Raw genomic sequence first — 12,990 nt, 5'->3', positions numbered from 1 at the left:
CTCTATCGTCGGAAAATCGACGGTGGAGGAGGCTTTTTGCGATGATTGCATTAAGCTTTAAGGCGATGCTCAAGGTTGCGCAGCTCGATGGCATCCTCTAACAGCTCGATGAATTCGTTGGACAAATTCATTTTCTTCGCTTCGCGATAAACTTCGAGCAGATGCTCGTCCTTCAGCGGGCGGAGCAGCGAGGCTTTATCCTTAAGCGTGCGTGCGATCATATGGCTTGAATCATCGTTAAAGGAGTGAGACGGCGGAATCGGGTTTTCAGGCATATGACGCGGCACCAAGTGCAAGGAGTGATAAGATTGGTTCATCAAAAATCTCCTTTCCGGCTTGCTGTCCAATTCCTCCTATTCCATAGCAATATATGGAGGGAAATGGCACGACTAGTGATTATAGAATAACATGCTCACGCGAGTCCGAAGAGGGGGCACTCGAGTTGTTAAATTTCTCTTGACGAAATTATCGATCTGTGTTAATAAAACCTATTCGATAGGGGCGGGAATGAGCCCTACTCTTGCTTACCCAATTATCGTTCAACTTCAGCCGGAAATTCAGACAATTGGCGCCTTACGCTATAAAGAGTGCATTGCGAAACGAAGGAAACGCATGCACAGCCGAATAGCCGCTCGTGATTATTGACTGAACCTTCTTCTATTGACTAAGCTGGGGCGGCCCCCTGCGGGCGGAACACCGGGGAGTGGACTTAAGATGAGGCCGTTACGCTTACGCTATTACCACAAGCTGATCCTGTTCGCCGTATGTCTGATTACGCTTCCCGTTGCGGCGGTCGGCGGCTTTTCCTATTTCAAGTCGTCCGATACGATTCAGGAAAAGGTGAACGGCAGCGCGCTGCAGCTGCTGATGCTCACCAGACAGCAGGTGGAACAAATCCTGGTGACGGCAGATAATGCCCTGACGCAGCTCGCGTCCAGCTCCACGCTGTCCAGAGCGCTGAACAACGACGTGTCGGCCCTGAATCGCAGCGACAACGTCCAACTCATCAATGACCTGCGTGAAGGAATGGGCCGGATCAAGCTCCATGACAGCGGCACGGGAGAAGTGAAGTTCGTGCAATTGCGCTATGCCTGGAGCCTGTCCACGACCTTCGGGTTCGTCAAATACGATCCGGAGGAGCGGGATTGGCGGGATGCCGTCCAACTAAAGCAGGGCGCGTATTGGACCGTCGGCGAGCAGTCGATCAGCTACGTCAAGCCGCTGCCCGCGGTATCCTTGGATCCTTCCGCCGTCGTCATCCTAAACATTCCGTATGCCGACATCAGCCGATATCTGGCTCCCCGGCAGGAGATGGGGATGCCGTTCATTTACGACCGGGATTTCCACATGATCCATGACCAACTGCCGCTGGCAGACGAGCAGCTGCCGGATTTGGCCCGCTATGCCCAGAAGATCGAAGATACCGGGCTCCAGCAAGGGTTGATACCCGTGCGCGTGAACGGCGAGAGCTACAATATTATTTTTACCAAATCGGACTACAACGGAGGCTGGACGTACGCCTCCTTCATCTCCGTCCGGGAGATGACGAAGGAAGCGGCGGCCATCAAATGGTTCACCCTCGCGGTCTGCCTGCTGGTGGCGACGGCGGGCGTCGCGCTTTCCCTCCCGGGAACCAGAAGCATTTACGTACCGGTAAGGCGCCTGTACGACCAGGTCATCGTCGCTCCCGGACGCGGCAAGCCCGCCGAAGCTAAGGATGAATTCGAAGAGATCGGCGAAAAGGTCAGGCACATCCTCCTCAGCGAGAAGCGGCTGAACAACGAGTTGGAGTACCAGCGGAAGCAATTGAACGACTTCCTCATGCTGAAGCGGTGCTGACCCTGTGTGCGGGTCAGTGCTTTTTTTTGAACATATCTGAAAGTTTAAATCGGAAGAAACCGCCGCTGCAGGCGAGGAAAACAACGTTGCAGGATCGGATAGGGTGCCAGAGCGTGCTGTAAGCGAGATAAGTACGGTTACAGGAGAAAGCCGCCGCTGCAAGCGAGGAAAGCAACGTTACTGGAGCGACTAGGGTGCCGGAGCGTGCTGTAAGCGAGAAAAGCGCGGTTACAGGAACGGATGAGGCGGAGTGTGCAGCCGAAGGGGCCGACAGGCCGAGCTTCTCTGACCGTTTTTCTTGCGGCGGAAGGTCGTCCGTCCAAAGCAAAAGCCCCCAAGAACCGCCTTGATGCGGCAGTTCTTGGGGGCTTATTGCCGATGGAACGCGCTATGCAAGTTCCTGTTAAACCTTCTCGATAACCTTGTCGACGAGGCCGTACTCTCTTGCCGTCTCGGCTTCCATGAAGTTGTCGCGGTCGGTGTCCTTCTCGATGCGCTCGAGCGGCTGGCCCGTGCGCTCCGAGAGGATGCGGTTCAGCTTGTCGCGAAGCTTCAGGATGCGGCGGGCGCGAATCTCGATATCGCTGGCTTGTCCTTCGGCGCCGCCGAGCGGCTGGTGGATCATCACTTCGGCGTTCGGCAGCGCGAAGCGCTTGCCCTTGGCGCCTGCGGCGAGCAGGAACGCGCCCATGGAAGCGGCCATGCCGACGCAAATCGTGGAGACGTCCGGCTTGATGTACTGCATCGTATCGAAGATCGCCATGCCGGCGGTGATGGATCCGCCTGGGCTGTTGATGTATAAGTGGATGTCTTTCTCCGGATCTTCGGCCGCGAGGAAAAGCATCTGCGCGATGATGGAGTTGGCGACCACATCGTTGACCTGGGTGCCCAGGAAGATGATGCGGTCCTTGAGCAGACGGGAATAGATGTCGTATGCCCGCTCTCCTCGATTAGTCTGTTCGACGACCATAGGGACAAAGCTCATTGCGTGATCCCTCCTCGGGGTTGTGAAAAGTGGTGTGGCGGTCCTGGCTCCGACGTCTCCCGGAAAGGCGCGGGTCGACCGTGAATCCATTCTAATAGATCATGAACCCAATGTCAAAGAAAGTCAAACATAGGTCAAATAAAAAGCGTCCGTATGGTACGGACGCGTCTGCTGCATCATAAGTTTCGGCAAAACTGCCTATTGAAGCGAATATGGCGCGCCCGTAGGGAATCGAACCCCAATCTCAGGCTCCGGAGGCCTGCGTCATATCCGTTGGACCACGGGCGCATGTCGATAACAGCAAGACTCATTATAGGCGATAGGGTAGGGAAAAGCAAGGGCTTTGAAAAGGATTCGAAAGGGGTACAAAGGGTACAGGGTCTTTCCATGTCTATATAGTCTCGCGGTGCTTGCGCGTATCGTCCGCGGCCGATATTGGGCTTGCAACGCGCCGGCGAATCCGATAGAATGAAAACAGGAAGTGGGACTTAAAATGTCACAGTGGGACGTAATCGGTCCCATACCGTGATTCCCCGTCGCATTCCGGCCATATTTATTCGGCATTTAAGGGAGAGACGGTAGAGGATGCGGAACATTCTTGAAATGCAGAAAAAGCTCGTGCCCGACATCATGCAGGTGCTGCAGAAGCGTTACGACATTCTGCGCCGCATCGGGGTCACGGGCACGGGCGGCAGACGGACGCTGGCGGCCAGCCTGGAGCTGACGGAGCGGACGCTGCGCGCCGAGCTCGACCTGCTGCGTTCGCAAGGCCTCATCGAGGCGGGAACGACGGGCGTCAGCCTGACCGACCGGGGGCGCCGCCTGCTGGAAGAGATGGAGCCGATGGTCCGGGAGCTGTTCGGCCTGTCCGACCTGGAGGCGGCGCTTCGCAAGCGGTTCGGCCTGAAGCAGGCGGTCGTCGTCCCCGGCGACTCCGACGTCTCCGAAGAAGCCAAGCGCGAGCTTGGCCGCGCGGGGAGCAAGGTGCTGCGCCGCGTCATCGGCCCCGGCGACGTCGTCGCCGTCATGGGCGGCACGACGATGGCGCGCATGGCCTCGCAGTTTTCGGTGCCCTCGCCGCTGCGCGACAACTGGTTCGTGCCGGCGCGCGGCGGTCTCGGCGAGAGCGTGGACTACCAGGCCAACACGATCGCTTCGGAGCTCGCCAAGCGGACGGGCGCGCGGTACCGCATGCTCCACGTGCCGGATCACCTGAGCGAGGACGCCTACCAGACGATCATGCAGGAGCCGAACGTGCGGGAGGTCGTGGACATGATCCGCAGCGCGCGTATCGTGGTCCACGGCATCGGGGACGCTAGCGCCATGGCCCGCCGGCGCAAGCTCGACGCGGGCACCGTGCAGGAGATTCTGCGCGACGGCGCGCTCGCGGAGGCGTTCGGCTACTACTTCGACCGGGAGGGCGCCGTCGTGCACCGCATGGCGACCGCCGGGCTCCGCCTCGAGGACATCGAGGCGGCCGAGTCGGTCATCGGGATCGCCGGCGGCCGCAGCAAGGGCGAGGCGATCGCCGCGGTCATGCGCTTCGGACACGACGACATGCTCGTCACCGACGAGGCGGCCGCCGAAGAAGCGCTGAAGCATGCCGGCGTCTGACGCTGACGCCGGCACCCAAGGACCGGGACGCAGCTCCCGGTCCGCCAGAACAAGTGGTCTCGGCGCTCCGTGCGCCTGACATAGATCAAATCTTATTTTCAAAACCCAAGGAGGAACTATCAATGACGGTCAAAATCGGTATCAACGGCTTCGGTCGCATCGGTCGCAACGTATTCCGCGCTTCGCTCAACAACCCTGAGGTAGAAGTGGTCGCCATCAACGACCTGACGGACGTTAACACGCTGAAGCACCTGCTCAAATACGACACGACGCACGGCAAGCTGAACGCGACGGTCGAAGCGGGCGAAGGCGCGCTGATCGTAAACGGCAAGACCATCAAGGTATTCGCGGAGCGCGATCCGGGCAACCTGCCTTGGGCTTCCGTAGGCGCCGAGATCGTCGTTGAATCCACGGGTATCTTCACGGCGAAGGAAAAGGCCGAGCTTCACCTGAAGGGCGGCGCGAAGAAGGTCATCATCTCCGCTCCGGCTACGAACGAAGACATCACGATCGTTATGGGCGTCAACGAAGACAAGTACGATCCGTCCGCTCACACGATTCTCTCCAACGCTTCTTGCACCACGAACTGCCTGGCGCCTTTCGCTAAGGTTATCAACGACCAATTCGGCATCGTCAAGGGCATGATGACGACGATCCACTCCTATACGAACGACCAAAGCGTACTCGACCTGCCGCACAAGGATCTGCGCCGCGCCCGCGCCGCTGCAGAAAACATCATCCCGTCCACGACGGGCGCTGCAAAGGCCGTATCGCTGGTACTGCCTGAACTGAAGGGCAAGCTGAACGGCATGTCGTTCCGCGTACCTACGCCTAACGTTTCCGTCACCGACCTTGTCGCCGAAGTTAAGGGCAACGTTACGGTCGACGAAGTCAACGCTGCGCTGAAGGCTGCTGCAGAAGGCCCGCTGAAGGGCATTCTGAACTACTCCGACGAGCCGCTCGTATCGAGCGACTACAACGGCGACCCGGCTTCCTCCACGATCGACGCGCTGTCCACGATGGTCGTCGAAGGCAACATGGTCAAGGTCGTTTCCTGGTACGACAACGAGTGGGGCTACTCCAACCGCGTCGTGGACCTGGCTGCGTTCGTCGCTTCCAAAGGTCTGTAAGAGTCACTTCATAGATGCATGAAAACGGCAAAGAGGAGACCTGGCGCTCCTCTTTCCGTCCGTACGGGCTTTATTGAAAACTGGAGGGAGAGTCTGCCTTATGAACAAGAAGAGTGTCCGCGACGTGAACGTATCCGGACTCAAAGTATTCGTCCGCGTCGACTTCAACGTCCCCGTCGAAAACGGCGCGATCACCGACGACACGCGCATCCGCGAAACGCTGCCTACGATCAAGTACCTGATCGAAAACGGCGCAAAGGTTATCCTGGCGAGCCACTTTGGCCGTCCGAAGGGCGAAGTCGTCGAAGAGTTGCGCCTGACGCCGGTCGCGGCACGCCTGTCCGAGCTGCTCGGCAAGCCGGTCGCCAAGGCCGACGAAGCCGTAGGCGCCGCAGTTCAAGCTAAAGTCGATGCGCTGCAAAACGGCGACGTGCTGCTGCTTGAAAACGTCCGTTTCTACCCGGGCGAAGAGAAGAACGATCCCGAGCTCGCGAAGCAATTCGCGGCGCTGGCCGATCTGTTCGTCAACGACGCGTTCGGCGCCGCTCACCGCGCGCACGCTTCCACCGAGGGCATCGCGCACCATCTGCCGGCCGTTTCCGGTCTCCTGATGGAGAAGGAACTCGACGTGCTGGGCAAGGCGCTTAACGATCCGGACCGCCCGTTCACGGCGATCGTCGGCGGCTCCAAGGTCAAGGACAAGATCGACGTCATCGACAAGATGATCGAGATCGCCGACAACATCATCATCGGCGGCGGCATCTCCTACACCTTCTTCAAGTCCCAAGGCTACGAGATCGGCCAATCGCTGCTCGACGAGTCCAAGCTTGAGAAGGTCAAGGAATTCGTCGAAAAGGCGAAGAAGCTCGGCAAGAAGCTGTACCTGCCGGTCGACCTCGTCATCTCCGACGACTTCAAGTCCGACAAGAACGTCGAGATCGTCGGTATCGACGGCATCCGTCCCGACTGGGAAGGCGTCGACATCGGTCCGAAGACCCGCGAGATCTACGCGGACGTCATCAAGAACTCCAAGCTGGTCGTGTGGAACGGGCCGATGGGCGTCTTCGAAGTCGAAGGCTTCTCGAAGGGCACCCGCGCGGTCGCGCAAGCTTGCGCCGACACGTCCGCATACACCGTCATCGGCGGCGGCGACTCCGCTGCCGCGGCTGAGAAGTTCAAGCTGGCCGACAAGATGGACCATATCTCCACCGGCGGCGGCGCGTCGCTCGAATTCATGGAGGGCAAGGCGCTTCCGGGTGTCGTAGCCCTTAACGACAAGTGAGGGTGAACCCATGAGCAGAACTCCGATCATCGCAGGCAACTGGAAAATGTTCAAGACCGTCTCCGAAGCTATCGGCTTCGTGTCCGAAGTAAAGGGCAAGGCTGAAGTCGCTGGCGTCGAGACCGTCGTCTGCGCGCCGTTCACGGCGCTGCCGGCGCTCGTCGAAGCGGTCAAGGGCACGTCGATCAAGGTCGGCGCGCAAAACATGCACTTCGAAGACAACGGCGCCTTCACGGGCGAGATCAGCGGCGTCTTCCTGAAGGATTTGGGCGTCGATTACGTCATCATCGGCCACTCCGAACGCCGGCAGTACTTCGCCGAGACCGACGAGACCGTGAACAAGAAGACGCACGCGGCGTTCAAGCACGGCTTGACTCCGATCGTATGCGTCGGCGAGAAGCTCGAAGAGCGCGAAGCCGGCAAGACCGACGAAGTCAACCGCGTACAGACGACGGCAGCGCTGGCCGGCCTTACTGCCGAGCAAGCGGCTGAAGTCGTCATCGCTTACGAGCCGATCTGGGCGATCGGCACGGGCAAGTCGTCGACGGCGACGGACGCGAACGACGCGATCAAGGCGATCCGCGGCGTCGTCGAAGGCCTTTTCGGCGCAGAAGTCGCCGCGAAGGTACGCATCCAATACGGCGGCAGCGTGAAGCCGAACAATGTCGCCGAGTACATGGGCGAATCCGATATCGACGGCGCGCTCGTCGGCGGCGCCAGCCTGGAGCCGGCTTCCTTCATCGCCCTGGTCGAGGGGGCGAAGTAAGATGGCCGCACCCAAGCCGGTCGCGCTCATCATTCTGGACGGCTTCGGCCTTCGCGAGGAGACGCACGGCAACGCCGTCGCTCAAGCGAAAAAGCCGATTTTCGACCGTCTGTGGGCGACCTACCCGCATACGCAATTAACCGCCCAAGGCGAGGCCGTCGGCCTCCCCGAAGGCCAGATGGGCAACTCCGAAGTCGGACACCTGAACATCGGCGCGGGACGCATCGTGTATCAGGACCTGACCCGGATTACCAAGTCCATTCGCGAAGGCGACTTTTTCGCGAACGAGACGCTGCTCGGCGCCGTGAACCATGCCAAGACGAACGGCAAAAAGCTGCATCTGTACGGCCTTGTGTCGGACGGCGGCGTTCATAGCCATATCGCGCACCTGTTCGCGCTGCTTGAACTGGCGAAGCGCGAAGGCCTGAACGACGTATATATTCATGCGTTCCTCGACGGCCGCGACGTAGCGCCGGACAGCGCGGTCGGCTACCTGACCCAGCTGCAGGCGAAGATCGAAGAGCTCGGCATCGGCAAGATCGCCACCGTGCAAGGGCGCTACTACGCGATGGACCGCGACAAGCGGTGGGATCGCGTCGAGAAGTCTTACCGCGCGATGGTGTACGGCGACGGCCCGACGGCCGTCGATCCGATCCAGGCGGTCAAGGCTTCGTACGAAGCGTCGGTCTACGACGAGTTCGTGCTGCCGACCGTCATCGTCGGCGCCGACGGCAAGCCCGTCGGTCTGGTCGAGTCCGAAGACGCGGTCGTGTTCTTCAACTTCCGTCCGGACCGCGCGATCCAGCTGTCCAACGTATTCACGAACGACGACTTTCGCGGCTTCGAGCGCGGCGATGGACGTCCGGTCGGCCTGTACTTCGTCTGCCTGACGCTGTTCAGCGAGACGGTCGGCGGGTTCGTCGCGTACAAGCCCAAAGAGCTCGACAACACGCTGGGCGAGGTGCTCGTGCAGCAGGGCAAGACGCAGCTGCGCATCGCCGAGACCGAGAAGTACCCGCACGTCACGTTCTTCTTCAGCGGCGGACGCGATCTGCAGCTGCCGGGCGAGACGCGGGTGCTGATCAACTCGCCGAAGGTCGCCACGTACGACCTTCAGCCGGAGATGAGCGCCTACGAGGTCGCGGACGCGGCGGTGAAGGAGATCGAGTCGGAGAAGCATGACGCGATCATCCTGAACTTCGCGAACCCGGACATGGTCGGCCACTCCGGCATGCTGGAGCCGACGATCAAAGCCGTCGAAGCGACGGACGCGTGCCTCGGCCGCGTCGTCGACGCCATCCTCGCCAAGGGCGGCGTCGCCGTCATCATCGCGGACCACGGCAACGCCGACATGGTCATCGACGATGCGGGCCGCCCGTTCACGGCGCACACGACCAACCCGGTCCCGTGCATCGTGACGAAGCACGGCGTGACGGTGCGCGACGGCGGCATGCTGGCCGACGTGGCGCCGACGCTGCTGTCGCTGCTCGAGCTGCCGCAGCCGGCCGAGATGACCGGACGCACGCTGCTCGCGCCGCTCGGCGAGTAACTCTTGAAGGAGGCGGCGGGTTCGCCGCCTTCGCCGGCCGCCGTCGCCCGGTCATCGAATCGTGTCCGGACGGCGGCAGGAATTCAGGCCTCTCGCGGCGAAGCTTGAGGACGGAGTTTCGTTTGCGGCGGCGATCGTTTCGGATACCGACAGCGCAATGCAAGCGAAAAATAGCTGCATTTTAGCAGTTATTCGTCGCTAGCCGCAGCGTGGGGATGCAAATAACTGCAAATAAGCAGTTATTTCGCTCCAAATCGGAGTAAACGGCTCGCGCAGGCGGAATTAGCTGCATTTTTGCAGCTAATCGGCTTGCATCGGCTTCACTGGGCGAAAATAGCTGCACATTCGCAGCTAACCCGCTGGAGGCGCGCGCAGTGACGAATCGCCGTGTATTCGCTTCGCAACGACGCTGCAGCGCATCCGCATCGCAACGAAGCTGCAGCGCATCCGCATCGCAACGAAGCTGCAGCGCATCCGCATCGCAATGACGCCTTTGCTTGCAGCCGAACTCAAGCCTGCAACGTAACAATCTACCACTAAAACAATCCTAAGGAGTGTTCACTCAAAATGACGATTATCTCTGACGTCTATGCACGCGAAGTACTGGACTCCCGCGGCAACCCGACGGTTGAAGTAGAAGTCCGCCTGGAATCCGGCGCGTTCGGCAGCGCCATCGTACCGTCCGGCGCATCCACCGGCGCTTACGAAGCCGTTGAGCTTCGCGACGGCGACAAGGACCGCTACCTCGGCAAGGGTGTCGAGAAGGCCGTCGACAACGTCAACTCCATCATCGCGCCCGAGATCATCGGCTACGACGCGCTCGACCAAGTCGCGATCGACCGCAAGATGATCGAGCTCGACGGCACGCCGAACAAGGCGAAGCTGGGCGCCAACGCGATCCTGGCCGTCTCCATCGCCGTCGCGCGCGCTGCCGCAGACGCGCTGGACCTGCCGATCTACGCTTACCTCGGCGGCTTCAACTCCAAGACGCTGCCCGTGCCGATGATGAACATCGTCAACGGCGGCGCGCACGCCGACAACAACGTCGACGTGCAAGAGTTCATGGTACTGCCGGTCGGCGCGCCTACGTTTAAAGAAGCGCTCCGCACGGGCGCCGAGATCTTCCACTCGCTGAAGAGCGTACTCAAGTCGAAGGGCCTGAACACGGCTGTCGGCGACGAAGGCGGCTTCGCGCCGAACTTCGGCTCCAACGAAGAAGCGCTGTCCACGATCATCGAAGCCATCGAAAAAGCCGGCTACAAGCCGGGCGTCGACGTGTTCCTGGGCATGGACGTCGCTTCCACCGAGTTCTACAAGGACGGCAAGTATCACCTCGAGGGCGAAGGCAAGTCTTACACGTCCGCCGAGTTCGTCGACCTGCTCGCAAGCTGGGTTGACAAGTACCCGCTGATCACGATCGAAGACGGCTGCTCCGAAGACGACTGGGAAGGCTGGAAGCTGCTGACCGAGAAGCTCGGCGACAAGATCCAGCTCGTCGGCGACGACCTGTTCGTCACCAACACCGAGCGTCTGTCGAAGGGCATCGAGCAAGGCATCGGCAACTCGATCCTCGTCAAGGTCAACCAAATCGGCTCCCTGACCGAGACGTTCGAAGCGATCGAAATGGCGAAGACCGCCGGCTACACGGCCGTCATCTCCCACCGCTCCGGCGAGTCCGAAGACAGCACGATCGCAGACATCGCGGTCGCGACCAACGCCGGCCAGATCAAGACGGGCGCGCCGTCCCGTACGGACCGCGTCGCGAAGTACAACCAACTGCTTCGCATCGAAGACCGCCTGGCAGGCTCCGCCGTCTACGCGGGCAAGAAGGCGTTCTACAACCTGAAGAACTTCAAGTAAGCCCTGCACGGCCCGCCGCGGCTGCGCGAATAGCATGACCTGACGATCCCCGGGGAACGCTGCCTTTACGGCAGCGCCTTCGGGGATTGTTTTATTTCGTGCTATAATGAAAGCCGTTCATCCAGACTGCGGGGGAGCTTTCGAAGTGAGAATCAAAAAGGTGTACCGGAACTATTTTCAGAACAATCTGTTCGTGAAAGTCATTCTCGTATTTACCGTCATCGTCAATCTGACGATCATAGCGTTTTCTTATTTTTTGTTCCACTTCAGCTCGGCCTCCATCGTGCGAAGCCAGCTGAACGACCAGCGCGAGGCGATGGACCGCGTCAATTTGTACATGGAAGCCAAGTACGATTGGGTCCAGAACGTCGTGCAGGACATTTACCGGAACAACCTGCTGGCGGATAACGTGTCTTATCTGCTGCGGCATTCTTATCAAGAATACATTCAATATACGCTGGGCGAAAATTACGCCAACGGCAGCGCCAGCGCGGCCAATGCGCTCGAATACTTCGGGAACAAGCTCGGCACCGACTCCGACATCCGCAACCTGATTCTGTACAGCGCCGACCAGCAGCTCATGTACGTTTACAAATACGCCGGAAACCCGAAGCTGTATCAAACGAACGCCGCCCGCTCCTTCATTCCGGACATCATGTCGCTGGAGGGCCCCAATGCTTCGACGCCGAACGTGTGGATCCGGAAGGCGATCGGACAATGGGATACGCGGCTATACGCGATGCGGAGCCAGATCAACGACAAAAGCACGCTCAAAAACGTCGGTCAGCTCATGGTGTATTTCGATTCCGAGATGGTTCGCCAGGCGCTGCTGCGCGTTTCTTCGCCTCTCAAAGGCACGATCCTCGTCCTGACCCAAGGCGGCAGCGTCATGTTCGACTCTTCCGGCAAGTACTACGGGCAAGCCTATCCTTATATGGACCAGATCAACGGCTCCCAGGACACCGGCAATACGGGAGAGCCGGCCTATATCTCGCGGCTGACGCAGAACGCGGCGGGCTATACGGTCGTGGGCATCGCGCCGAAGGCGGAGATCGCGCAGGCTTACGCCGGGCTGAAACGGGCGATCGTGCTCATCGGCGCCGTCTGCATCGCGTTTGCGGTCCTGATCCCGTCCCTGCTCATCGTCAACATCGCGAAGCGGACCAACAAGATCGTGCGCTTCATGAAGAAGGTCGAAGGCGGCGATCTGAGCGTTCGCCTGCAGGATGCCCGGGAGGACGAGCTCGGGCAGATCTCCCAGAGCTTCAACGAGATGGTGGAGGAGCTGAACCGGACGATCGACCGGGAATATAAATCGGAGATCAGGCTGAAGCAGACCGAGCTGGCGGCGCTTCAGGCGCGGGTCAATCCGCACTTCCTGTACAACACGCTGGAAGTGATCCGGATGCGGGCGATGTCCCAAGGAGCGAGCGATGTCGGCGAGATGATTTACAGCTTGGCCGCGCTGTTCCGCAACTCGGTGCGGGCGGGCCCGGACTGCACGCTCGGCGAGGAGCTGGAGACATGCCGGCTGTACCTCGAGCTTTTCCGCATCCGGTACAAGGACCGGATCTCTTATTCGATCGACTGCTCGCTTGCGTACGCTTCGGTCGCGATCCCGAAGATGCTGCTGCAGCCCGTGGTCGAAAATTATATCGTTCACGGCATGGAAAACGACCGTACCGACAACCGGATCGCCATCGAGGTCGCTGCGGAGGACGGCATGTTGCAGATCCGGGTGGTTAACAACGGCGCGCCGATCGACCCGGAGCGTCTTCGGCAGATCCGGGCCGATCTTGATTATCCGGAGCAGCGCGAGGGTTCGTTCGGGCTGCGGAGCGTGCATGAGCGGCTGAAGCTCATGTACGGGCCGGAGCACGGCATCGAGATCGAGAGCGAGCCCGGCAAGGGAACACGGGTCACGATCGGGATTCCGCTGGCCGAATAAGCGGTTAAAAACCGAAG

At 60.1% G+C, this 12,990-nt stretch carries 10 protein-coding genes and 1 tRNA gene; 8 read left to right on the top strand and 3 right to left on the bottom strand.

Features of this window, described 5'->3' with window-relative positions; genetic code table 11:
- Positions 1-50: 50 nt before the first annotated feature.
- Complete coding sequence (locus BM235_RS32735; RefSeq protein ID WP_255374595.1) at positions 51-317, bottom strand: sporulation histidine kinase inhibitor Sda; 267 nt, start codon at positions 315-317, stop codon at positions 51-53.
- Positions 318-714: 397 nt separating this feature from the next.
- Between BM235_RS32735 and BM235_RS25580 the strand changes: the two genes are divergently transcribed.
- Positions 715-1,839, top strand: coding sequence for a cache domain-containing protein (locus BM235_RS25580; protein ID WP_090117074.1), 1,125 nt, complete (start codon positions 715-717; stop codon positions 1,837-1,839).
- Positions 1,840-2,242: 403 nt separating this feature from the next.
- Here the strand turns inward: BM235_RS25580 and clpP are convergent, their stop codons facing one another.
- Positions 2,243-2,824 (bottom strand): ATP-dependent Clp endopeptidase proteolytic subunit ClpP, encoded by a 582-nt coding sequence (gene clpP, locus BM235_RS25575; protein ID WP_090117073.1) that lies wholly within the window; start codon positions 2,822-2,824, stop codon positions 2,243-2,245.
- A 213-nt stretch (positions 2,825-3,037) separates the two neighbouring features.
- A tRNA-Arg gene (locus BM235_RS25570) sits at positions 3,038-3,112 on the bottom strand.
- Positions 3,113-3,409: 297 nt separating this feature from the next.
- Between BM235_RS25570 and BM235_RS25565 the strand changes: the two genes are divergently transcribed.
- The 7 genes from BM235_RS25565 to BM235_RS25535 all read left to right on the top strand — a co-directional run bounded on the left by BM235_RS25565 (position 3,410) and on the right by BM235_RS25535 (position 12,973).
- Positions 3,410-4,438, top strand: coding sequence for a sugar-binding transcriptional regulator (locus BM235_RS25565; RefSeq protein WP_090117072.1), 1,029 nt, complete (start codon positions 3,410-3,412; stop codon positions 4,436-4,438).
- A 122-nt stretch (positions 4,439-4,560) separates the two neighbouring features.
- Positions 4,561-5,568 (top strand): type I glyceraldehyde-3-phosphate dehydrogenase, encoded by a 1,008-nt coding sequence (gap, locus tag BM235_RS25560; protein ID WP_090117071.1) that lies wholly within the window; start codon positions 4,561-4,563, stop codon positions 5,566-5,568.
- A gap of 100 nt (positions 5,569-5,668) precedes the next feature.
- Positions 5,669-6,850, top strand: coding sequence for a phosphoglycerate kinase (gene pgk / locus BM235_RS25555; protein ID WP_090117070.1), 1,182 nt, complete (start codon positions 5,669-5,671; stop codon positions 6,848-6,850).
- Positions 6,851-6,860: 10 nt separating this feature from the next.
- Positions 6,861-7,616, top strand: coding sequence for a triose-phosphate isomerase (tpiA, locus tag BM235_RS25550; protein WP_090117069.1), 756 nt, complete (start codon positions 6,861-6,863; stop codon positions 7,614-7,616).
- A 1-nt stretch (position 7,617) separates the two neighbouring features.
- Positions 7,618-9,165, top strand: a complete 1,548-nt coding sequence (gene gpmI / locus BM235_RS25545; protein WP_090117068.1) for a 2,3-bisphosphoglycerate-independent phosphoglycerate mutase — start codon at positions 7,618-7,620, stop codon at positions 9,163-9,165.
- A 567-nt stretch (positions 9,166-9,732) separates the two neighbouring features.
- Entirely contained in the window at positions 9,733-11,025 is a 1,293-nt protein-coding gene (eno, locus tag BM235_RS25540) for a phosphopyruvate hydratase (protein ID WP_090117067.1), read from the top strand.
- Positions 11,026-11,170: 145 nt separating this feature from the next.
- The gene (locus BM235_RS25535; RefSeq protein WP_090117066.1) at positions 11,171-12,973 is read left to right on the top strand and encodes a sensor histidine kinase; all 1,803 of its coding nucleotides are present in this window, start codon (positions 11,171-11,173) and stop codon (positions 12,971-12,973) included.
- Positions 12,974-12,990 lie beyond the last annotated feature (17 nt).

It is taken from the genome of Cohnella sp. OV330 (assembly GCF_900112065.1).
GTDB lineage: Bacteria > Bacillota > Bacilli > Paenibacillales > Paenibacillaceae > Cohnella.
The sequence above is the reverse complement of the archived record's forward strand: the minus strand, read 5'-3'. Positions and strand labels throughout refer to the sequence as shown.

Coding starts and splice junctions, on each gene's coding strand:
- BM235_RS32735 (WP_255374595.1), bottom strand. CDS start 317: ATGAACCAATCTTATCACTCCTTGCACTTGGTGCCGCGTCATATGCCT.
- BM235_RS25580 (WP_090117074.1), top strand. CDS start 715: ATGAGGCCGTTACGCTTACGCTATTACCACAAGCTGATCCTGTTCGCC.
- clpP (WP_090117073.1), bottom strand. CDS start 2,824: ATGAGCTTTGTCCCTATGGTCGTCGAACAGACTAATCGAGGAGAGCGG.
- BM235_RS25565 (WP_090117072.1), top strand. CDS start 3,410: ATGCGGAACATTCTTGAAATGCAGAAAAAGCTCGTGCCCGACATCATG.
- gap (WP_090117071.1), top strand. CDS start 4,561: ATGACGGTCAAAATCGGTATCAACGGCTTCGGTCGCATCGGTCGCAAC.
- pgk (WP_090117070.1), top strand. CDS start 5,669: ATGAACAAGAAGAGTGTCCGCGACGTGAACGTATCCGGACTCAAAGTA.
- tpiA (WP_090117069.1), top strand. CDS start 6,861: ATGAGCAGAACTCCGATCATCGCAGGCAACTGGAAAATGTTCAAGACC.
- gpmI (WP_090117068.1), top strand. CDS start 7,618: ATGGCCGCACCCAAGCCGGTCGCGCTCATCATTCTGGACGGCTTCGGC.
- eno (WP_090117067.1), top strand. CDS start 9,733: ATGACGATTATCTCTGACGTCTATGCACGCGAAGTACTGGACTCCCGC.